General features: G+C 71.9%; 19 protein-coding genes. 5 read left to right on the top strand and 14 right to left on the bottom strand.

Annotated features, from left to right (window positions below; all coding sequences use genetic code 11):
- Positions 1 to 7: 7 nt before the first annotated feature.
- Positions 8 to 613, bottom strand: coding sequence for a hypothetical protein (locus OG446_RS29350; protein ID WP_328896819.1), 606 nt, complete (start codon positions 611 to 613; stop codon positions 8 to 10).
- A 158-nt stretch (positions 614 to 771) separates the two neighbouring features.
- On the bottom strand, positions 772 to 2,166 hold the full coding sequence (locus OG446_RS29355; protein ID WP_328896820.1) for a hypothetical protein: 1,395 nt from the start codon (positions 2,164 to 2,166) through the stop codon (positions 772 to 774).
- Between the two features lie 177 nt (positions 2,167 to 2,343).
- On the opposite strand from OG446_RS29355, the gene OG446_RS29360 reads away from it, so the two are divergent.
- Positions 2,344 to 3,654, top strand: a complete 1,311-nt coding sequence (locus OG446_RS29360) for a molybdopterin-dependent oxidoreductase (RefSeq protein ID WP_328896821.1) — start codon at positions 2,344 to 2,346, stop codon at positions 3,652 to 3,654.
- Positions 3,655 to 3,979: 325 nt separating this feature from the next.
- Here the strand turns inward: OG446_RS29360 and OG446_RS29365 are convergent, their stop codons facing one another.
- Genes OG446_RS29365 through OG446_RS29375 form a run of 3 tightly spaced genes read right to left on the bottom strand, consistent with a single transcriptional unit; the run spans position 3,980 to position 6,179 of the window.
- The gene (locus OG446_RS29365; protein WP_328896822.1) at positions 3,980 to 4,804 is read right to left on the bottom strand and encodes a class I SAM-dependent methyltransferase; all 825 of its coding nucleotides are present in this window, start codon (positions 4,802 to 4,804) and stop codon (positions 3,980 to 3,982) included.
- Entirely contained in the window at positions 4,801 to 5,478 is a 678-nt protein-coding gene (locus OG446_RS29370) for a TIGR04282 family arsenosugar biosynthesis glycosyltransferase (protein WP_328896823.1), read from the bottom strand. Before OG446_RS29370 ends, OG446_RS29365 begins: the two co-directional genes overlap by 4 nt.
- A complete protein-coding gene (locus tag OG446_RS29375) occupies positions 5,475 to 6,179 on the bottom strand; it encodes a glycosyltransferase family 2 protein (RefSeq protein ID WP_328896824.1) in 705 nt (234 codons plus the stop codon). The genes OG446_RS29370 and OG446_RS29375 overlap by 4 nt, the downstream gene beginning before the upstream one ends.
- A 123-nt stretch (positions 6,180 to 6,302) precedes the next feature.
- On the opposite strand from OG446_RS29375, the gene OG446_RS29380 reads away from it, so the two are divergent.
- Positions 6,303 to 7,115: a response regulator transcription factor gene (locus OG446_RS29380; RefSeq protein WP_328896825.1), complete on the top strand. Its 813-nt coding sequence runs from the start codon at positions 6,303 to 6,305 to the stop codon at positions 7,113 to 7,115.
- Positions 7,112 to 8,218, top strand: coding sequence for a sensor histidine kinase (locus OG446_RS29385; RefSeq protein WP_328896826.1), 1,107 nt, complete (start codon positions 7,112 to 7,114; stop codon positions 8,216 to 8,218). Before OG446_RS29380 ends, OG446_RS29385 begins: the two co-directional genes overlap by 4 nt.
- Before the next feature lie 3 nt (positions 8,219 to 8,221).
- Here OG446_RS29385 and OG446_RS29390 read toward each other — a convergent pair whose 3' ends face one another.
- The 8 genes from OG446_RS29390 to OG446_RS29425 form a co-directional block, all read right to left on the bottom strand.
- Complete coding sequence (locus tag OG446_RS29390) at positions 8,222 to 9,298, bottom strand: NAD-dependent epimerase/dehydratase family protein (protein WP_328896827.1); 1,077 nt, start codon at positions 9,296 to 9,298, stop codon at positions 8,222 to 8,224.
- A 144-nt stretch (positions 9,299 to 9,442) separates the two neighbouring features.
- Entirely contained in the window at positions 9,443 to 11,101 is a 1,659-nt protein-coding gene (locus OG446_RS29395) for an acyl-CoA dehydrogenase family protein (protein ID WP_328896828.1), read from the bottom strand.
- Positions 11,102 to 11,133: 32 nt separating this feature from the next.
- On the bottom strand, positions 11,134 to 11,751 hold the full coding sequence (locus OG446_RS29400) for a TetR/AcrR family transcriptional regulator (RefSeq protein ID WP_328896829.1): 618 nt from the start codon (positions 11,749 to 11,751) through the stop codon (positions 11,134 to 11,136).
- Between the two features lie 82 nt (positions 11,752 to 11,833).
- Positions 11,834 to 12,448: a hypothetical protein gene (locus OG446_RS29405; RefSeq protein WP_328896830.1), complete on the bottom strand. Its 615-nt coding sequence runs from the start codon at positions 12,446 to 12,448 to the stop codon at positions 11,834 to 11,836.
- Positions 12,449 to 12,509: 61 nt separating this feature from the next.
- Positions 12,510 to 13,811 (bottom strand): BNR-4 repeat-containing protein, encoded by a 1,302-nt coding sequence (locus tag OG446_RS29410; RefSeq protein WP_328896831.1) that lies wholly within the window; start codon positions 13,809 to 13,811, stop codon positions 12,510 to 12,512.
- 221 nt (positions 13,812 to 14,032) lie between these two features.
- Positions 14,033 to 15,340, bottom strand: coding sequence for a sugar ABC transporter substrate-binding protein (locus tag OG446_RS29415; RefSeq protein ID WP_328896832.1), 1,308 nt, complete (start codon positions 15,338 to 15,340; stop codon positions 14,033 to 14,035).
- 56 nt (positions 15,341 to 15,396) lie between these two features.
- Complete coding sequence (locus OG446_RS29420) at positions 15,397 to 16,314, bottom strand: carbohydrate ABC transporter permease (protein WP_328896833.1); 918 nt, start codon at positions 16,312 to 16,314, stop codon at positions 15,397 to 15,399.
- Complete coding sequence (locus tag OG446_RS29425) at positions 16,314 to 17,243, bottom strand: carbohydrate ABC transporter permease (RefSeq protein ID WP_328896834.1); 930 nt, start codon at positions 17,241 to 17,243, stop codon at positions 16,314 to 16,316. The genes OG446_RS29420 and OG446_RS29425 overlap by 1 nt, the downstream gene beginning before the upstream one ends.
- 434 nt (positions 17,244 to 17,677) lie before the next feature.
- On the opposite strand from OG446_RS29425, the gene OG446_RS29430 reads away from it, so the two are divergent.
- Positions 17,678 to 19,975 carry an FAD-dependent oxidoreductase gene (locus tag OG446_RS29430; protein ID WP_328896835.1) on the top strand — a complete coding sequence of 766 codons (2,298 nt, stop codon included), beginning with the start codon at positions 17,678 to 17,680 and terminating at the stop codon, positions 19,973 to 19,975.
- 93 nt (positions 19,976 to 20,068) lie between these two features.
- Here the strand turns inward: OG446_RS29430 and OG446_RS29435 are convergent, their stop codons facing one another.
- Positions 20,069 to 20,857: an IclR family transcriptional regulator gene (locus OG446_RS29435; RefSeq protein ID WP_328896836.1), complete on the bottom strand. Its 789-nt coding sequence runs from the start codon at positions 20,855 to 20,857 to the stop codon at positions 20,069 to 20,071.
- 209 nt (positions 20,858 to 21,066) lie between these two features.
- Between OG446_RS29435 and OG446_RS29440 the strand changes: the two genes are divergently transcribed.
- Positions 21,067 to 21,780, top strand: a complete 714-nt coding sequence (locus OG446_RS29440; RefSeq protein ID WP_328896837.1) for a hypothetical protein — start codon at positions 21,067 to 21,069, stop codon at positions 21,778 to 21,780.
- The last annotated feature ends 39 nt before the right edge of the window (positions 21,781 to 21,819 follow it).

The following is a 21,819-nucleotide window of genomic DNA, read 5'->3' on the forward strand; positions in this document are numbered from 1 at the left end:
CGTCGGGTCAGGCCGACCGGAGAACCTCACAGGAACAGTGGCGGAACTCCAGACCGAGCTCCTGGTCCACGGCCGCGCTCGAACGGGTGGCGGCGTCGGCGACCTTCTCCCACGAGCCGTACTTCATGTAGAGCTGGTCCGCTGTCGGGCCGAGCGGGTTGCCGTACTTCTTCTCGTTGCGTGCCTCCAGCTCCGCGACCTGTTCCGGGGTCATGCCGGCGCGGATGACGTCCTTGGCGTCGTTGCGCATCTGGACCAGAGCGCGCGCGATGTCCTCCTCCGAGCGCCCTTCGGCGCGCATGGCGCACTCCGTGCGCTCCATGTCCACGAGGAGCTGGTGATAGCGCATCCGCTGGTCGCGGGCGATCTCGCGCTCCTCCGGCGTCTCGCTCCGGATCAGGCACACGACCGGCTCCGGGCTGGTGCAGTCGCCGTGGTCCGGGGCGGCCTGGGAGACAGGGGCGACGATCACCGAACCGCAGGCGGCGGCCGACCGGCACGGCTGGGTTGCCGGCGCGGCGGAGGCGGGCTGAAGGGGGAGGAGGACGACTTGGGCGACCAGCAGGGTGGGGACCACGCGGCGGGCCAGCGAACGCAGACTGTTCAGTGACATGCGCTCATCGTTCGGCACACCACCACGGGAACCTGAGCGCGGCGAGGCCGAAACAACCCCCGTGGGCTGCGGACTCCACTCCGCCGAGTGAAGCGAGGACGCCGGCGGCGTGCCCGTGACCCGGTCCTGGACGCAGCCGGTCTCGTACGCTCCACCGGCTACCAGCCCGTCCAGAGCAGGTGGTTGACGGCCAGTGCCACGACCGCCTGCGCGGCCTGCCAGAAGCGCCGGCCCCGGGCGGGCAGGAGAGCGGCCGCCGGGAGCAGCCAGAGCATGAACGGCTGCCAGATCCGTTCCGTCTCCGCCTTGCTCATCCCGGACAGGTCGGCCGCGAGCAGTGCCAGGAGCGCCGCGGAGACCAGCAGGACCAGCCGCTGCGACGGGGCCGCCGTCCCGGAGCGCAGCGCGCGTACCGCCCCGGGAGCACCCGCCGCACTGCGGCGCAGGCCCGCAAGAGTCGCCGGTCCGACGGCGATCGCCGTGCAGGCGAGGTTGGCCCAGACCCAGTACCAGTAGGGACGGACGCCACCGGCTCCCTGGTAGTAGCGCTCGACGAGCAGGTGGTACGCCTCCCACCAGTTGAAGCCCGCGAGGGTGAAGGCCACCGGCACCACGAGAGCCCCCAGGACGAAGTGGGGGAGCGGCCGGGCGGTGCGGGTGAGGACGAGGACGGCGAGGAGCGGGAGCGCGATGAGCGTCAGACCGTAACTCAGGTAGCAGGTCAGCCCGTAGAGAAGACCGGCGCCCAGTGCGGCGGCCGCGGGGCTGCGGGCCGTGCGGGTCGCGGCCAGGGCCAGCAGAGCGACGGTCCAGGCCGCCACCGCGGTGAAGTAGCCGTCCGCTGAGGTGCCCGCCCAGATCGCGACCGGTGCGAGGACGACGAACGGGGCGGCGCGGCGGGCGGTGTGCTCGTCGGCCAGGGTGCGGACGGTGACGAGGACGGCCACGACGGCGGAGGCACCGGTCACGATGCACCAGACCCCGGCCCAGGCACCGCCGCCCAGCCCGACGCGGTCCAGCAGGACGAAGGTGAGCGTGGCGCCCGGCGGGTGTCCGGCGACATGGGCGGGCCAGTTGTCCGGCTGCCCGGCCAGGATGTGCCCGTTGAAACCGCGCAGCGCGGCACCGATGTCGTCGAAGCGGCCGATGACCCGCAGGTACTCGTGCTTCGTGGTGAGCCGTTCCGCGATGCCGCGGCCCCAGCCGTCGACGAGTGCGAGCGAGAAGACCCAGGCGAGGGAGGCGGCGTAGCAGCTGAGAAGCAGCGCACGCCAGCGCAGCCGGTCGGCGAGGACCGGGCCGTAGGCGATGACGGCGACGGCGACGACGGGTGCTGCCCAGGTGCCGGGACCGACGTGCGGATACCAGTGTGCGAGCAGCGGCGGCCAGTGGACCACGAGAGTGCGCAGGGGATCGTCGAACGCCCGGCCGACGAGCACGGCGGCGGCCACCAGCACGAGGCCCGCACCGACGGCGGCCAGGTCTCGCCGGTGCCCGGAGCGCCGTACGGGGAGCGGTTCGGTGGTCTGTTCGGTGCGGTCCACGGTCTTCACGCAGGCACCGTACGCACGACCGGGCGCCGCGCACGTCCCCTGCCGGGGCGCGTCACCGAACCGTCAGATTCGCGGCCGTCCGAGGCATGGCGGCCCAGGTCCTCGCAGGGGTGACGTCATCGTTTCGTCAGGAGTCGTCACCCCCTCACGCCCGCACCTTCGGCATAGCGTCGGGGCATGGGCGACAGCCGTCGGCAGAGTCCGACCCCACCCGCGTTCCGCTCCCGTCTTCTCGGCGGACGTGCGACCACCATCCTCGAACGCTCACCCTCCGCGCCGGGGTTCTGGCGCAGCCCGGTGCGAGGCGTGCCGTTCACCGCGGTGCTCGGCCTCGTGCTGCTCGTCGGCATCACGGTGCTGTTCGTGACCGGGCTGCTGTCCTACGCGGCGTACAACCCGGACCTGAATCCGGTCAACGACAAGACCCCGGACAAGGGCCTGCTGGGCTTATACCTCTTCGCCTGGCCGACCGGGCCGCACTGGCTGTACCGGCTGACGCAGGGGCTGCACGTCACCCTCGGAATCGTGCTCGTCCCGGTTCTGCTGGCCAAGCTCTGGTCGGTCGTGCCGAGACTCTTCGCGCTGCCGCCGGCCCGTTCCCTGGGCCATGCGCTGGAGCGGATCTCGTTGCTCCTCCTGGTGGGCGGGGCGCTGTTCGAGTTCGTCACCGGGCTGCTGAACATCCAGCTGGAATACCTGTTCCCGGGTTCGTTCTACCCGCTCCACTTCTACGGGGCGTGGGTGTTCTTCGCCGCGTTCCTCGCCCATGCAGTGCTCCGGGCGCCGCAGGCCGTACGCGTCCTCAGGTCGGGCGGTCTCAGCCGGAAGGTGCCGGACGATCCGTTGGAGGCGCCCGCACCCGCGCCGCCGACCCTGTCGCGCCGCGGGGCCCTGGCGATGGTGGGGGCAGGTTCGCTGGTCCTGCTGATCACCTCGGCAGGACGCAGCTTCGACGGACCGCTGCGGCGGCTCGCCGCGCTCACTCCGCACGGCGCGGCCGAGCCGGGGTCCGGACCGGGCGGCTTCCAGATCAACAAAACGGCCGCCGCGGTCGGCGTGACCCCTACCGATACGGGGGTGGGCTGGTGGCTCACCGTCAGCGGTCCGGCCGGGAACCAACGGTTCACCCGGGAACAGCTCCTTGCCATGGACCAGTACAGCGCGGCGCTGCCGATCGCGTGCGTGGAGGGCTGGTCCACCTCGGACCAGTGGTGGCGCGGCGTCAGGCTGAGGGATCTGGCGGCGCTCGCCGGATACCCGGACGATGCCCCGGGGGTGCTCGTGGAGTCCGTACAGCGACGCGGGCCGTTCCGCCGGGCCGCCCTCCGTGACAACCAGGTGCGCGACCCGCGCTCGCTGCTGGCCCTCCAGGTCAACGGCGAGGACCTGACACCCGACCACGGTTATCCGGCACGGATCATCGTCCCGGCCGCCCCCGGCGTACTCAACACCAAATGGGTGTCCCGGCTGACGTTCGGAGAGCTGTGAACAGGGCGGACCCGCGAGCGGTCGTGCGACGGTGGTACGGGGAGGGGCCGCTGCACCTGGTACTGACGGCCGCCTCCTTCGCCCTGGCCGGCTACGCTGGCGTACGGCTGCTCGCGGGCGACACCTGGGGCGTGGTCGTGTGGTTCGCCGGCGCCGCGCTCGTGCACGACCTGGTGCTGGTCCCGCTGTACGCGGGTGCGGACCGGCTGCTGTGCCGAGCGGCCGGCCGGCGCCCGGAGCTGGTCAACTTCGTCCGGGTGCCGGTCTTCCTCTCCGGTCTGCTGCTGCTCGTGTGGTTCCCGCTGATCACCCGGCAGTCGGAACGTTACGAAGGGGCGAGCGGGCTGTCCCCCGACGTGTTCCTCGGGAACTGGCTGCTGATCACGGCCGCGCTGTTCCTGCTGTCGGGTGTCTGGCTCGTCGCGCGGATGCTCCGGCCGCGCCGCAGGGAGACGAACGAGCGGCCGTCCGCGTCCCACTGATCGACGGAGCGCAGGCCGTGCGGGCGGGCGTACCGCAGCAGCGCGGAGGTGCCGAGCCGGGCCCACGGGAAGGGGGCGGCCGGTGCCGGACCGGCGGCGGGGGCCCGGCCGTCGTCCAACTGCACACGGACCCGCTCGTCGATGTCCTGCGGCGCGGTCTCGGCGATGAGGAGTCCGCCCGGGGCCAGCAGGTCCGCCGTGCGCCGCAGCAGGCCGGACGGGTCGCCGCCGATTCCGACGTTGCCGTCGAGGAGCAGCACGGTGCCCCAGCGGCCCTCACCCGGGAGCGGTTCGAAGACGGAGCGGCGCAGCGCGGAACCGCCGAGCCGCAGGGTGCGGTCGACCGCGGCCGCGCTGACGTCGATGCCGAGCGCGCGGTGGCCGCGGGCCGCCAGCGCGGCCACCAGCCTCCCCGGCCCGCAGCCGATGTCCAGGACGGGGCCCTCGCAACGGCGCAGTGCCGACAGGTCGGCGGCGTCCGCTCCGGCACACCAGCGCTCCACGTCCAGCGGCAGCAGCCAGCCGTCCGTACGGCGAAGGAACAGCGGACCGTGTCCGTTGCGCAGGGCGTTGGCGTAGGGGTCGGTGCCCCACGAGCCGGTGTCCCACGCGGTGGCGTCCTCGTGCGGAGGGCTCAGCACACCTTGATCGCGGCCTGTGCGGTTCATCGGACCGCCGCCCGGGTCAGCCGGGCGAATTCGGCGGCGAACCGTCCGTCCGGTGCGAGTGCGGCGACGACCGCGCCGTCGGCCGCGGTGTCCACGTCCCGCAGGAGGGGGAGGTCGCGGACGGTCAGTCCGGCGTCGACGAGCCGACGCCGCTGCACCGCACCGGTCTCGGGTACGGACATCGGCACGCCACGCAGGAGTCCGGGGTCGGGTTCGGCCAGGCCCAGCGCCCAGAACCCGCCGTCCTCGGCGGGGCCGAACCAGGCGTCGCAGCCGTCCCAGGCGGTGGGGGTGAGGGCGGGGGCCAGATCGGCTGCCGTGATCTGCGGGGTGTCCATCCCGATCAGGAGGGTCGGCCCGGTGCAGGCGGCGAACGCGGCGGCCAGCCGTTCGTCGAGACGTCCCGGGCCCTGCTCCACGACCTCGATGCCGGGCGGCAGCCACGGCCCGGGCCTCCCGTCGAGGACGACCACCCGCCGCGCGGCGGGCAGAGCCAGGACGGTGCGCAGCGTGTCGGCCAGCGCCGCTTCGGCGAGGCGCGCGGCCTCGGTGGGGGAGAAGGGCGGGGTGAGCCGGGTCTTCACCCGGCCGGGCAGCGGCTCCTTCGCGATGACGAGGAGGGCCGTCGCCCCGGCCGGGGCCGGGCGGGGCGTGCCGGACTCGGGTGCGTTCATCGCAGGGCCCCCATCCGGACGGGTGGCTCCGCCAGTACGGCGCGCATGTCACGCACCGCGTGCCAGGTGCCCCGCCAGGTGCCGGTGACCTTCGACTTCCCCGTCCGGGCGAGGTAGGGGACGTCCGTCTCGGTGACGCGCAGTCCCGCGTCGGCCGCGCGCACCACCATCTGCAACGGGTAGCCGCTGCGACGGTCGGTGAGACCGAGTGCCAGCAGATCGGCCCGGCGCGCCGCCCGCATCGGCCCCAGGTCGTGCAGCCGCAGCCCGGTGCGACGGCGCAACATCCGGGCCAGTGCCGCGTTGCCCGCCCGTGCGTGCAGCGGCCACGCGCCACGCTCCTGGGGGCGCCGGCGGCCGAGCAGCAGGTCGCTCTCGCCGTCGGCCACCCGGCGGACGAAGCCCGCCAGCAGCCCGGGATCCAGCGAGCCGTCGCAGTCGCAGAAGCAGACGAACTCCGCCTCGGAGGCGAGCAGACCGGCGTGACAGGCCGCGCCGAAGCCCCGCCGCGGTTCGGACACCACCGTCGCGCCGAGGGACCGGGCCAGCTCCGCCGAGCCGTCGGTCGAACCGTTGTCCACGACGATCGCCCGCCAGCCGGGAGGGACCGAGGCCAGCACCGCGGGCAGGGCGGCGGCCTCGTCCAGACAGGGGAGGACGAGGTCGGCGCGGGGGCCGGAAGTATCGGAGGGAGGAATCACGCGGCTCACCCTACGGAGGGAAAACCGACAAATCGGGTTCCAGATTCTTACGAAATATGGACGTCGGCGGGTGGCGGACCAGGAGGGTCCGCGCTCCCTCTCCGCAGGTGCCAAGGTGGTGGCATGCAGCCGACCCCGGACCCCTCACCGCCCCGCCCCGCCGCCCGCGGCCACGTACTCGTCGTGGACGACGACCCCACGGTCGCGGAAGTGGTCACCGGCTACCTGACCGGGGCCGGATACGAGGTGGCCCGGGCGTCGGACGGCCCGGCCGCGCTCGAACAGTACGCCGCCCGGCGCCCGGACCTGGCCGTCCTGGATCTGATGCTGCCGGGCATGGACGGATTCGAGGTCTGCCGCCGCATGCGGGCGCAGGGCCCCGTGCCGGTCATCATGCTCACCGCGCGCGGCGACGAGGACGACCGCATCCTCGGTCTGGAGACAGGGGCGGACGACTACGTCACCAAGCCGTTCAGCCCTCGTGAACTCGTCCTGCGCGTCGACTCCGTGCTGCGCCGCGCCCGGGCGGCCGCGACGCCTCCCGGCCGCCCGGCACTGCTGGAGGGCGCGGGCCTCGTCCTGGACCCGGCGGCCCGGAGCGCGACGTTCGCGGGCCGGGCGCTGGCCCTCACCCTGCGGGAGTTCGACCTGCTCGCCTTCCTCCTGCGCCATCCGGGCCGGGTCTTCACCCGGGAGGAGCTGATGCGCGGGGTCTGGGGCTGGGACTTCGGGGACCTGTCGACCGTGACCGTCCACGTCCGCCGGCTGCGCGGGAAGGTCGAGGCCGACCCGGCCCGCCCGGAGCTGATCCGTACCGTCTGGGGCGTCGGCTACCGGCTCGACCTGCCTCCGGACCGGCCGGCTGATCCGGACGTGCCTGTGGCACCCACCCCTCCCGCCGCTCCCACGGATGCGGGTTTCGGAGCGCCGGCATGACCGACATCCTTCTCATCGCGCTCTTCGCCTTCCTGGGCGCCGCCGCGGCCGGCCTGCTCGGCGCCGTCGTGCTGCGGATCTCCCGGCACCGTTCGCTCGTCGTCTCGCTGACCGTCGTCGCCGCCGTTGCCGTCACCGCGATGCTCGCCGGCACCCTGACCGTCGCCTGGGCGATGTTCCTGTCGCCGCACGACCTCACCGTGGTCACCACCGTCGTCGCCATGGCCGCCGTCGTCTCGCTCGTCACCGCGATGCTGCTGGGCCGCTGGGTCGCGGCGAGGAGCCGCGATCTGACGCTCGCCGCCCGTTCCTTCGGTGACGGCGGGACCTTCGCGGCCCCCGAGGCACCGGCCACCGCCGAACTTGCCGCACTCACCCGCGAACTGGCCGCCACCAGTGCCAAGCTCGACAGTTCGCGCGAGCGGGAGCGCGCTCTGGAGACCTCGCGGCGGGAGCTCGTCGCCTGGATCTCGCACGACCTGCGCACCCCGCTCGCCGGTCTGCGTGCGATGTCCGAGGCGCTGGAGGACGGCATGGCCGTCGACTCACGGCGCTATCTGCGGCAGATACGCACCGAGGTGGAGCGGATGAACGACATGGTCGGCGACCTCTTCGAACTCTCCCGCATCCACGCCGGCTCGCTCACCCTGAGCCCCACCCGGATCTCCGTCTACGACCTGGTGGGCGATGCGCTCGCCGGAGCCGATCCGCTGGCGCGCGAGCACGGGGTCCGGCTGGTCGGCGACCGGATCGAGGCCGTGCCCGTCGAGGTCGACGGCAAGGAGATGAGCCGGGTCCTGGGCAACCTCCTGATCAACGCCATCCGCCGCACCCCCGCCGACGGCACCGTCGCGGTGGCCGCCCACCGCACGGGCGGCGGAGTGGTGCTCTCGGTGACCGACGGCTGCGGCGGCATTCCGGAGGAGGATCTGCCCAGGGTCTTCGACACCGGCTGGCGCGGCACCCATGCCCGTACACCTCCGGCCGGGGCGGGACTCGGACTCGCCATCGTGCGTGGGATCGTCGAGGCGCACGCCGGCCGAGCGGACGTCCGCAACGTCACCGGAGGCTGCTGCTTCGAGGTGACGCTGCCGGTGGCGTGAGCCTCACCCCGCTGCCACCCCGGCCCCCTCCCGCAGCGGTGCCGCCGCGAACCCCGCCATCCCCTCGGCGAATCCCACCGCCGGCTTCCAGCCCAGCTCGTCGCGCAGCCGCCGCGAGTCCGCCGTGACATGGCGTACGTCCCCGAGCCGGTACTCACCGGTGACCACCGGTGCCGGGCCCCCGTGGGCCGAGGCCAGGGCGGCGGCCATCTCGCCGATGGTGTGCGGCTGCCCGCTCCCGGTGTTGTACGCGGTGAAGGTGCCGGGCCCGCGTCCCGCGACCGCCTCCAGCGCGACCGCGTTCGCGGCGGCCACGTCCCGCACATGGACGAAGTCCCGGCGCTGACCGCCGTCCTCGAAGACGCGCGGCGCCTCGCCCCGGGCCAGGGCCGAACGGAAGAAGGAGGCGACACCGGCGTACGGGGTGTCGCGCGGCATGCCCGGCCCGTACACGTTGTGGTAGCGCAGCGACACGGCGCGGCCGCCCGTCGCCCGGGCCCAGGAGGAGGCGAGGTGTTCCTGGGCGAGCTTGGTCGTCGCGTACACGTTGCGCGGGTCCACGGGCGCGTCCTCCCCGACCAGCCCGGGGGCCAGTTCCGTGCCGCAGGAAGGGCAGCGGGGCTCGAAGCGGCCCTCGGCCAGATCGGCCTCCGCGCGGGGGCCCGGCCGGACCGGGCCGTGGAGCCGGCAGTCGTACCGGCCCTCTCCGTAGACCACCATCGATCCGGCGAGGACCAGGTTCCGCACCCCCGCGCCCGCCATCGCGGCGAGCAGCACGGCCGTTCCGAGGTCGTTGCACCCGACGTAGTCCGGCGCGTCCGCGAAGTCCTTGCCGAGGCCGACCATCGCCGCCTGGTGGCAGACCGCGTCGATGCCGTACAGCGCACGGTCCACGGCCTCGCGGTCGCGCACGTCCGCCACGACGAACCCGCTGCCGGCGCCGGGCGGCACGGTGGCGCCCGCGCCGTGCGCCGAGGGGAGCAGGGCGTCGAGCACCACCGCCTCGTGCCCGGCCGACACGAGGGTCCGCACGATGTCCGAACCGATGAACCCGGCGCCGCCGGTGACCAGTACACGCATGCCGCCCACGGTAGGCCGCGGGGGACCGGCCGGGCGTCGATGACGCGGCACGTCACGGGAACGTAAGAGACGGGAACGTAAGAGAAGCGGGTGCGTGGCGAGCCGCGGCCGGCTCGTGACGTGGAGCCGGCCGCGGAAGACCGGTCAGACGGGCAGCCGGGCGAGCAGCCCCGTGAAGTCCGTCCCGGGCGGCAGCGTCCCGAAGGCCAGTCCGCGGTCACCGGCCAGCCGCGACGCGCAGAATGCGTCGGCGACGGCGGCCGGTGCGTGGCGGACGAGCAAGGAGCCCTGGAGGACGAGCGCCGCCCGCTCGATGACCCGGCGGGCGCGGAGCGGGGCGTCCTCGGTGAGGGCGAGCTCGCCCCGGAGCTCCTGCCAGGCGGAGTCCAGACGGCGGTCGCCCCCGGCGGCGGCCTCGATCTCCGTGCGCAGGGCCTGGAGCGACTCCGGCTCACGGGAAAGGGCGCGCAGCATGTCCAGGGCGTTGACGTTGCCGGAGCCTTCCCAGATGCCGTTGAGCGGGGCCTCGCGGTAGAGGCGGGGCATGCCGGACTCCTCGTCGTACCCGTTGCCGCCCAGGCATTCGAGGGCCTCGGCGACTGCGGCCGGCTGGCGCTTGCACACCCAGTACTTGCCGACCGCGGTGGCCAGCCGCAGGAAGGCGCGCTCCTGTGTGTCGCCCTGCTGCGCGCGGTCCGCCGCCCCGGCCAGGCGCAGGGCCAGCGTGGTCGCCGCCTCGGACTCCAGCGCCAGATCTCCGATGACGTTGCGCATCAGGGGCTGGTCGATGAGCTTCGCCCCGAACACGGCCCGGTGACGTACGTGGTGCGTCGCCTGGGCGAGGGCAGCACGGGTGCCGGCGGCGGAACCGAGGACGCAGTCCAGGCGCGTCATGGTGACCATGTCGATGATGGTGCGCACGCCCCGGCCCTCGTCGCCGACGAGCCAGGCCACCGTGTCGTCGAACTCGGGCTCGCTGCTGGCGTTCGAGCGGTTGCCGAGCTTGTCCTTGAGGCGCTGGATACGGAACGTGTTGCGGCTGCCGTCCGGCAGGACCCGGGGGACCAGGAAGCAGGACAGACCCGCCGGGGCCTGGGCGAGCACGAGGAAGAGGTCGTTCATCGGGGCGCTCGTGAACCACTTGTGCCCGCGCAACCGCCAGGTGCCGTCCGCCTGTTGTACGGCGGCGGTGGTGTTGGCGCGCACATCGGTGCCGCCCTGCTTCTCCGTCATGCCCATGCCTGCGAGCAGCCCGGGCTTCTCGGCGGGGGTGCGCAGACCGGACTCGTACACACGGCTGGTCAGCAGGGGTTCGTACGTCTTGGCGAGGTCCGGGGCGTGACGCAGGGCGGGGACCGCCGCGTAAGTCATCGAGACGGGGCAGCCGTGGCCCGCTTCCGCGCTGCTCCACACCATGAAGCCGGCCGCGCGCGCCACGTGCGCACCGCGTCGCTCGTCCGCCCAGGCGGCTCCGCCGAGGCCCTCGCTGATCGCCACGTCCATGAGGGCGTGGTACGAGGGGTGGAACTCGACCTCGTCGATCCGGTTGCCGTAGCGGTCGTGGGTGCGCAGCCTCGGCTCCTGGCGGTTCGCCTCGTCCGCCCAGCGCTGCACCTCCTCGCTGCCGGCACGGCGGCCCAGCCGGTGCAGGTCGTCCAGATACCACTCGGCACCCTCGCGGCGGACGCCCTCGATCAGCACCGGGTCGTCGGCGACATCGTGGCCGGTCAGCGGCGGCGGCTGGTTCGTCACCTCGTGAGTGGTGGCGGTGGGACGGCTGTGGGGTGCGGGCGACGCAGGCATGAAGAGCCCTCCTCGGTGGGACGGGTGACGGATCAGGGGTGCGCGGACGCGGGGGCCGCGCCCGCGCAGCGCAGCGCCATGGCGGTCAGCTCGGCGAGGATGTCCTGGTCGTCGTTCTTCGGTGCGCCGAGCGGCGCCACGAGGACCTCGCCGATCGCGCCGGTGAGCGCGGCGGCGGTGACCTCCCCGTTCTGGGGCGGCAGCAGTCCCTGCGCCATGCCCTCGCGGATCACTTCGGCGAACAGCGCCCGGTAGCGGCGACGGAAGACGAGCCGTTCCGCGCCGACCGCCGCGTCGGCCGGCGCGGCGAGCAGGGCGTGGGCCAGGCCACGGCTTTCGAGGGCGCGACCGGCGAAGACCCGCACGCCGTCGGCGAGCCGCTCGACCGGGGTCCCCGAACCGTTCAGCACGGATTCGAGGACGTCCACCTCGTGCCCCGCCGCCCGCCGGAAGACCTCGACCGCGAGAGCGGCCTTCGACGCGAAGTGCTGGTACACCGAGCCCGCCGCGATGCCCGCGGCGTCGGCGACCGCGGTCACGGACGCCCCTGACCAGCCCACTTCGGCGACGACGTCGGTCGCCCGGCTGACCAGATGCTCGCGGGCCGATTCGAGACGCTGAATTTCGGCTGGGGTCTTCCGGTAGGCCATGTAAGAAGTGAACCATCATTCATAGTTTCCCGGCAAGGGTCGGGGTCCGTGGCGCGAACAGGCAGTGGCGCGAACCGGCTCCCTACTCCGTGCTCCGGCGCTCCAGGATGTAGAGGTCCGCGGCGTCGGGGTCGCCGATGAAGACGTAGAGCTTCGGGTGCTCGGGGGTACCGAGGACATGCCAGACATCCGTGGAGCACGCGTCGGCGGACACGTTCAGCTCCTGCGCCCGGGGGCCGTCACCGGGTACGTACTCCCAGGTTCCGGTGCCGGTGCACCGGTTCACCGCGGGTTCGGAGGAATCGTCCACGCCGAACGTCCTGAGGCGGGTCGCCGTGGCCGTGCCGTCCGTTGCTAGAGCGAGGGTGCCGCCCTCTCCGTCGGACCATGCCCCGGCGACCTGTTCCGCGTTCAGTCGCGGAGGCTCGTAGCCGAGCCCGGCGGCAAGCGCGATGCCGGAGAGCGTGCAGGTGGCGATGACGGCGAGCGTCCCGTACATCGCCACCCGCCCGAACATGGCCGCGCCGGTGAGACGTCGGCGGTCCGGCAGCAGGAGCCTTCGGGTGACCAGGGCCGCGGGCGTGAGGGCCGCTGTCAGGATGAGCCAACTGCCGAGGCCCGCCGACGGACCGGCCCCGGCGCGCACGGTCATGGTCAGGGACAGCGGGACGGCTCCGGCAGCGGTGAGCACAGGCACCCACCACCACGCCTCGCGCCCCGGGAGTCTGCGGCCGAGCCGACCGGCTACCTCCTGTGGCTCAACGCAGCCCGTAATAGAGCGAGTTGTGTGCGGTGTCCGGCAGGTACAGCACGTCGTTCCCGTCCGAGTCCCGCCGCACCGCGAGCCGGTCCGCGCTCACGCCCGGTGCGGCGGACTGCGAGGTCCATGTGGTGCCCGGCCGGGTCGCGGCGAAGACGCGGTCGGTGCCGGAGGTGGTCACGTAGTAGACGCGGCCCGCGTCCGTCTCGTCCCAGGTGATGCCGAGGGCCGCGGCGGTCTGGCCGTCGGCGTACACGGTCTGGCGGAGCCAGCTGCTGCCGCTCGGGTACGCGTAGTACACGCGGAAGTCGCCGCCGCTGTCGGCCGAGCGGTAGCGATAGGCGACCTTCGGGGTGGAGCCGTCGAGGGTGAGCTTGGCGCTCTGCACCGCCGGGCCCGGGTAGGTGTTGTCGATGCTCCACTCCTCACCCGTGGTGAGCTCCTGGATCACGTCGGACGTGGCCGGCGTCACCGGAGTGCTGACGGCCGCGCCCGCGCTGTCCGCGAAGGCGCCGGTCGCCGGGTCGTAGCGGAGGTAGGAGAGCTGGTGCCGGAACGCGGTCGCGGGTGCCTTGGCCCACTCGTAGAGGAGGTGTACGCGCCCGGCGGCGTCGACCGTCAGGTCGTCGGGGTACACGGAACGGTTCAGCGCGCCGGCGAACGTGGCGACCACGCTCCAGCGTGATGCGGCGTTGTCCCAGCGGTACAGCTTGCCGGGGCGCTGGTCGGAGCCGGCGCCGACGCGGGCGGCCAGGTACAGGTCGCCGTTGGGGGCGGTGGTCACGACCGGGTAGGTGATCGCCTCGCCCTGGTCGGGCAGTTCGGCCGCGTGGTCCGTGACGGCCCCGCCGGGGGCCTCGGTGCGGAAGTAGCGCCAGGGGTTGGCGTGCATGGAGGTGAACACGTGGAGGCGGCCGTTGCCGTCGCGTGCGACCGACGGCTGGTTGTGGCCGTTGTCGTCGGGGAACTCGGCCTGCTGTCCGTTCGCGGCGAGCAGCGGCAGTCGGCTCCACACGCCGTCCGGGTCGCGGCGGGCGATGGCCGGGCGGTGCGTCGCGGCCGTCGCGCCGGGCTCGTTGAAGGCGAAGTACGTGTACTGGCCGCGGCCCTTGTACGTCGCTGCGGGCGTCCACCAGGCGGCCTGGTTCGACGAGTCCATCGCGTACGGGACCTTCTCGATCACCGTCGTCGCGGCCGCCGCGCGGTCCGGGTCGGCGGCCTGGGCGGCAGGGCCGGGCGTGAGCAGGGCGGCCAGGGCAGCGGCCGAGGCGGCGTACGCGCGTGCCGTGGGACGTCGCAAGGTGAGCTCCTTCGCGGGTGGGGTGATGGGGTCCGGAAGAGGGCCCAGAGGGTCGTTCCGTCCCCTCGCTGCGCCGGAAATTTACAACAGATCCCACATCGTGAATAGAGAATGCACAATGAGGATTTGAGGTACTCCAGAGGGAAGTCGTATGCGGCATGACGAAGGGCCCGGTGAAGGCTGTTCATCCTTCACCGGGCCCCGGGCCGCCGTGCGTTGCCTCAGCGCTTGATGAGCGCGGTGATCTCCTCGTTGGCCTTCTTCATCGCGTCCTTCGGCTTCGACTTGCCGACCAGGACGGCCTGGACCTGCTTCGCCACGGCCTCCTCGATCTGGGCGTTCTGTGCGAACTGCCAGAACGGGCTGCCGGTCGCCGTCTTGGTGATCTTCTCGGTCCACTCGGTGGTGAACGTGTCCTCGGCGACCTTCGGGTCCGCCAGGCCCGCCGTGGTCGACGGCGGCAGGGCACGGGAGGTGAAGTACTCGGAGGTGGTGGCGAGGTCGGACGTGGTGTGCAGGGCGAACTGCGTCGCCGCGTCCTGGCCCTTGCCGTTGACGATCGCGATCACGCCGCCCCACAGCAGCGCCTGCGGTGTGTCACCGGAGTGCAGCACCGGGCGCTGCATCGGCTGCATGGCGTCGGCCAGCGTCTTGTCCTTGGACTGGGCCGCGGTCACGCCCTTGCCGATGACGGCGTCGTCGTAGAAGGCGGCCTTGCCCTGCCCGAACAGGGCGCGGGCGTCGAAGCGGTCCACATCCGCGGCGATCAGCTTCGCGTCGTGCAGCTTCTTGTACCAGGTGACCGCGTCGACGGAGGCGTCGTCGCCGATGGTGACCTTCTCGCCGTCCATGAGCGTGCAGCCGAAGGTCTGCATCCACGGGAAGATGTCCTTGAGCTGCGCGACCTTCGTGGCCGCTGCGTACGGAACGACCCCGCCGCCGAGCCCCTTCAGCGCCCGCAGCGCGTCCTCGAACTCCTCGACGGTGGTGGGGTGCTTCTTGATGCCGGCCTTCTCCAGGAGCTTGGAGTTGGCGATCACACCGATCGAGCCGGTGTTCCACGGCAGGCCGTACTGCTTGCCGTCGTACACACCGCTCTTCAGTGCCACGTCCGTGTAGCCGCCCTTCGGGGCGACGGAGCCGAGGTCGGCGAGCTTGCCCATCTGCGCCACCGCGGCGAGCCACGCGATGTCGAGGTGTATCGCGCCGGTGGTCTCACCGCCGCCGAGCTTGAGGGTGAGCTGGCTGAGGTACTCGTTGTACGGGTACGAGACCGCGCGGACCTTGGACTTCTCGGCCTTCTCCCAGGCGGCGATGATCTTCTCGATCGCCGGTCTGGCGGCTTCTTCGTTGAGCGACCAGGAGGTGAAGTCGAAGTCCTTGGACTTCGTGTCGCCTCCGTTGGAGGCGCTGCCGGAGTTGGACGGGGACGGCGCGCAGGCACCCAGCGCGCCGACGCCGGCCATACCGAGCGCGCCGATACCGAACATGCGCAGCGCGCCGCGGCGGCTGATGCCAGAGGTGGTCATGGTGTCTCCATGGGAGGAAGCGGAAGGGGAGGGAGCGGCAAGGGGGAGTGCGGGGGCTACTTGACCGAGCCGGCGGTCATGCCGCCGACGAGGTAGCGCTGCAGGAACATGAAGGCGACGACCACCGGGATGGACACCACGAGCGAGGCGGCCATCAGCTCGGGCCAGGCGGCCTGGAACTCGCCGATGTAGGTGGAGACGAGGCCGGGCGGCAGCGTCTGCTTCTCCTTGTCGGCCAGCGTCACGGCGAAGATGAAGTCGTTCCAGCCGCGGACGAAGGCGAACAGCCCGGCCGCGATCATCCCGGGTGCGGCCAGCGGCGCCACGATCGAGTGCAGCGTCCGCCACCGGGAGGCGCCGTCGATGGACGCGGCCTCCAGGAGCGCGTCCGGGATGGTGTCGAAGATTCCCTTCAGCATCCAGACGCACAGCGGCATCGTGAAGGTGGTGAAGGACAGCACCAGCGCGGTGTACGTGTTCAGCAGGCCGAAGCTGGAGAACACGGCGTACAGCGTCACCAGCAGGAGTGCCTGGGGGAACATCTGGGAGGCCAGCACCATGTGCATCAGCGAGCGACGCCCGCGGTAGCGGAACTTGGAGAACGAGTAGCCCATGTACGTGGCGACGACCACGCTCAGCACGGCGGTGATCGAGGCCACGACGAGCGAGTTGACCATGTACTTGATCAGCTGGTCGTTCTCGGCGAGCGCGGTGAAGTTGCTGAGGGTGAGGTGCGTGGGTATCAGCTTCGGCGGGAACCGGAACGCGTCCTCGGGGCTGCTCAGGGCGGTGGCCAGCAGCCAGTAGACCGGCAGGAGGCCGAAGGCGCCGATCACCAGGACCGCGGTCCAGGCGGCGATCCTGGAGCGGAGCAGGTCCTTGCGCATCCGGCGCCGCGAGGTGTTCCCGGCGGACGTGGCGGCCTGCTTCAGCCGGCCGGTGCCGGACAGCGGGGTGGAGGTCGTGGAGGTCATCAGGCGTCGTCGCCCTTCCGGTCGGTGATCCTGAGGTAGACGACGACCAGGAGGAGCAGGAGCAGCATCCACAGGCCGCCCAGCGCGGTCGCCCGGCCGATGTCGAAGCCCTTGAAAGCGGTCTGGTACACCGCGGTGGCGAAGGTCTCCGTGGCGCCGGCCGGCCCGCCGCCGGTGAGCACGTAGATGGTGTCGAAGTGCTGGAAGTTCCAGATGAACTCCAGGAGCAGCACGATCGAGGCGACCCCACGCACCTGGGGCCAGGTGACGGCGAAGAAGCGCCGGATCGAACCGGCCCCGTCGATGGAGGCGGCCTCGTGCAGTTCCTTGGGCACGGTCTGCAGACCGGCCAGGAGCATCACCATCATCCAGGGGAAGCTCGCCCAGGTCTTGGTGACGATGACGGCGAGCATCGCGGTGCCCGGTTGGCCGAGCCAGGACACCGACTCGTCGATGATCCCGGTGTCCATGAGGACGCCGTTCAGCACGCCGTAGTTCGCGTTGAAGATCCACATCCACAGGAAGGAGACCACCACGCCCGGGATCACCCACGGGAACAGGAACAGGCCGCGCATGAAGCCGCTGCCCTTCAGGCCCGAGTTCAGTGCGAGCGCGAGCGCGAACCCGATGACGAAGGGGACGATTGTCGCCCCGACGGTGAAGACCAGGGTCTGCTTGAGGATGGTGAGGAAGTCGCCGTCCAGCCAGTAGGTGAAGTTGTCGAGGCCGACGAACTCCCGTCCCGGCAGGCGCAGGTCCTGCTTGAAGAAGCCGGTGAACAGGGCCGACACCAGCGGATAGATGATGATCGTCGCGAAGAGCGCGATCCCCGGTGCGGTCAGCAGCAGTGCGAACGCGCCGTTGGAGAGTCGTCCACCGGTCCGCTCACGACGTGGAGCGGCCTTCCGTGGAGGTGCGGCCGTACTCATGGATCAGTCCTCTCGAACGGTGCGGGAGCGGTGGTGCGGGGCGCGCCTCGGTGGCTGCGCTCCGAAGGGCCGGAGGCGCAGTGGCCGGACGTGAGCCGTGAGCCGCGCCGTCCCGTGCGTCGGCCGAGGCCCTGTGTGAAGGTCATGCTGCTGCACTGAACACAAGTTGCAGCATGCGGGATCGTTCTCCATATCGTGCGAAGACGTCAACCCTTTTGGTCGGTGAATCGCCGGTTCTGTGCAGAACCTACGAGGCTGTTGACCTGCCGTGAACTCGAACGGTAGCCCTCGCCGACGGCATCGTTGGCTGCGCCGGAAACTTACAACACATCCCACTGGCTGAACAGTGGTTGCACAATATGGATGTGATGTACGTTCGTGGTCGCTCCGCTACGGCGGAGAGAATCCGTGCTTCACACCGAGGAGGCCGCCCCGTGCGGGAAGAAGAGGTCCATTACGACATCGCCGTCATCGGCGGTGGCCTGGCGGGGACCTGCGCGGCCATCGCCGCGGCCCGGCTCGGCCGGCGCGTCGCCCTGGTCAACAACAGGACCGTGCTGGGCGGCAACGCCAGCAGCGAGGTCCGGGTCTGGGTCTGCGGAGCCTCCGCCCACGGCGTGCACCGCTGGGCCCGGGAGACCGGCATCATGGGCGAGCTGTACACCGAGAACCAGTACCGCAACCCCGAGGGAAACCCGTACTACTGGGACCAGGTGGTCCTCGACGCGGTCCGGGCCGAACCGGGCATCGACCTCTACCTCAACACCGACGTACGGGAGGTCGACGCGAGCGGCCCGGACGACGCGCGCGAGGTGCGCTCCTGCACCGGCTGGATGATGGGCTCCGAGCGGCGCATCACCTTCCACGCCCGGCAGTTCCTCGACTGCACAGGCGACGGCCTGCTCGGCCACCTCGCGGGTGCCCGCTACCGCATCGGCCGCGAGGCGCGCGCGGAGTTCGGCGAGCCCTGGGCACCCGAGGAGGAGGACGAGGCGCTGCTCGGGTCGACGATCCTCTTCCACACCAAGGACCTGGGCCGGCCCGTGAAGTTCGTCCCGCCCGCCTCCGCCCGCGACCTCACCACCACCCCCATCCTGCGCAACCGTGTGCTGCGCACCGGCGACAACGGCTGCGACTACTGGTGGGTCGAGTGGGGCGGCGAACTCGACACCGTCCACGACAACGAGCGCATCCGCGACGAACTCCAGGCCGTGGTCATGGGCATCTGGGACCACATCAAGAACTCCGGCGAGTTCCCGGACGCCGAGAACCTGACGCTGGAGTGGGTCGGCAGCCTCCCGGGCAAACGCGAGTACCGCCGCTTCCTCGGCGACCACGTGCTGAGTCAGCAGGACGTCCTGGAGCAGCGGCAGTTCGACGACCGCATCGCGTTCGGCGGCTGGTCCGTCGACCTCCACCCCGTGCAGGGGATGTACGCCGACGAGCCCGGCGCCCGCCAGCGCTACGCGGACGGCATCTTCCACATCCCGCTGCGTTCCCTGTACTCGGTGAACGTCACGAACCTGATGTTCGCCGGGCGCAACATATCCGCGACCCACATCGCGTTCGGCGCCACCCGCGTGATGGCCACCTGCGCCACCCTCGGCGAGGCCGCGGGCACGGCCGCCGCACTGTGTGTGGCCGAGGGCATCGGCCCGCGTGAACTCGCCGCCGACCACCCCGAGCTGGTGCGCCGCACCCTGCTCCGGCAGGACGCCTCGGTGATCGGCCTGTCCGACGACGACCCCGGCAACCTGGCGCTCACGGCCCGGGTCAGCGCCTCCTCGTACCTGAACCGGCTGGCCGCGGAGCCGACTGCGACCGCGCCCGGCGAGCCGTACCCGCTCACCCGTGACCTCGCGCTGCTGCTGCCGGTCGACCCCGTGCTCGACACGGTCGACCTGCTGGTCCACGGCGCCCCGGACGGGCCCGGCGAACTCACGGTGGAGCTGTGGAGCACCGGCCGCCCCGAGAACGCCGTCCCGGCCGACCAGCTGCTGACCACCACGGTGACCGTGCCGGCCGGCGGTCCCCACTGGGTCGCCGCCCACCTCGGCCACCGCCCGGACGCCCCGGAGAACGTCGTCCTGATCGTGCGCGCCTGCCCGGGCGCGGCGCTGGTCCTCGTCCCCGTGCGCACCGACGGCGTTCTCGCGCTGCGCAGCCGGGCCGAGGGCGATGTGGCCGTCGACCACGACATCCCCGAGGAGGACGGTCAGCTGGTCCTGGAGTGGCAGGCCCGTGGCCTCCGCCGCCGGAGCTTCGGCTTCCGCGCCACCCCGGACACCGAGGCGTTCCTGCCCGAGCGGGCCGTCGGCGGATTCCAGCGGCCCTACGGCGGGCCGCAGATGTGGTCGTCCGAGCCGCTGGCGGACCCGGAACGGGCCGGGCAGTGGCTGCGCCTGGACTGGGACGGAGCGCGACAGCTCACCGAGGTGCGCGTGGTGTTCGACGACGACGTCGACGAGTACCTCAACAACCTGCACCGGCACCGCACTCCGTTCGAGGTCATGCCGGAACTGGTGCGCGACTACCGCGTCCAGAGCCGTGAGCCCGACGGCACCTGGCACACCCTGCTGACGGTGACGGACAACCGCCGCCGCCACCGCGTGCACGGTCTGCGCGGTGCGGACGGCGGACCCGTGAGCACCGACGCGCTGCGGCTCGTGGTGGACGCGACGCACGGAGCGCGGCACGCACATGTGATCGCGTTCAAGGCGTACGGCGCATAGGGCGCGCGGCGAGAAGGGGCCCGTACAGGTCGGCCGACCTGTACGGGCCCCTTCTCTTCGGCGGTGACTCGGACGGTTTGTCCGGCGGGTGACTCAGACGGCGCCCAGCGCCTGGCTGATGGCGTCGGCGGCCTCGATGACCTCACGGGTCAGTGCGAGCCGCTGTCCTTCCTCCTCGGCGTGCCCGCCGAGGAGGGAGGTGGGACCCCACAGGGAGATGGCGGCCACGACGTCGCCCGAGGCGTCACGGACCGGAGCGGCCAGGGAGGCCCGGCCCAGCGCCCGTTCCTCGGCTTCGACGGCGTAGCCGGTGCGGCGGACGGTGTCGATCTCGGCGTCGAGGAGATCGTGGCTGGTGGTCGTGTAGTCCGTGTGGGCCGCCAGCGGCTCGGGCAGCAGCGTGCGGCGCTCCTTGGGCGTGAGCCCCGTGAGGAGGCACTTGCCGATGCTGGTGGCGTGCAGCGGGGCGGTGTGTCCGGCCTGGGTGTACGACTTCGGGGCGCGCGTCCCTTCGAAGTTGCACAGGAACATCAGCTCGGTGTCGCGGCGGATCGCGACGTTGGCCCCCAGCCCGGTGCGGGTGGCGAGGTCCTGGAGCACCATGCGGGCGGCACGGTGGACCGGGTGCCGGTTGGTGGCGGTGGCGGCGAGGGGCAGGATGCCGAGGCTGAGCCGGTAGAGGTTGCTGACCGGGTCGCGCTCGACCATGTCGAGGCGTTCGAGGGTGGACAGCAGACGGGAGGTGGTGGAGGATCCCAGCCCGGTGAGTTCGGCGACGTCGGAGACGCGTAGCTCGGCGCGGCCGGAGTCGAGTGCGCGCAGCACCGAGACGGCTCGTTCGACGCTCTGGTTCGTCCCGGCGTCGGTCGCCCGAGTAGCCATGACCCTCCTCATTTTGCAAGTCGCTTGCACTATCTGCATCAGCATATCGCGTCGGCCGGAGCGGCGGCTGCGAAATCCAGGGCCGGAACAGGCTCGGGATGCCGCCCGTTCCGGCCATCCAGGACAGCCCGGACATCGTGCCCAGGCCCGTCCCCGTCAGCCCGATCATCCGTGATCGGACTGTCGCAGGGCGGTTCTAGGGTGAGCGGATGACTGGACAGGATGCAGGGAATTCCCGGGCGGCGCTGCCCGCGCACGCCATCGAGATCGGAGCCGGACCGCTGGACAGGCCGGTGCGTGACTCGCTGGGCGGCTGGCCGTACCTCGATCCCGGGCAGGAGTGGCCCGTGTGCTTCTGCGGGGAGAGGCTGGCGCTGTTCTTCCAGCTCGACGTGCCCGCGGACCTTGGCCCCTTCGGCGGGGACCACCTGCTGGTGTTCCACTGCGGAGCGCACAACGAGGCGTCCGATGCCGAGTACGCCGACGGGCGGCTCGTGCCCCGGTACTGGGACGCCCCGCAATCGCCCTACCCGGGCCCGTTCTGGCGCATCTTGCTCCAGCGGCGGGCTGATCTTCCGGCTGCCGAGCCCGAACCTTCCGTATGCGCCCTGCCGTTGACGCTGCGGCCCTTCGATGACGTCCCCGACTCGCGCGGCATCGGCGCCCTGGCGTTCAAGCTGGGCGGTACGCCGTCCTGGGCGCAGGGCCCCGTGTCCTTCACCTGCGCGTGCGGCGCCGAACTGGAGTACCTCTGCCAGGTGCCGGAGAACACGGAGTTCGCCGTCCGTCCCGGCCTGCCGGAGCAGCCCTACAGCGTGGGGGCCGACACCTACGGGATGTTCCTCGGCAACGAGGTCTACCTGATGGCGTGCCCGGCCCACTGCGACCCGGCGGCGGTCTGGCCGGAGGTCCAGCATTACTGAGCCGGGCAGCGGGGGCGGGAGCGGAACGCCCGCCCCCGC

Origin of the sequence: Streptomyces sp. NBC_00236 (genome assembly GCF_036195045.1) — a bacterium.
Taxonomy (GTDB): Bacteria; Actinomycetota; Actinomycetes; order Streptomycetales; family Streptomycetaceae; genus Streptomyces.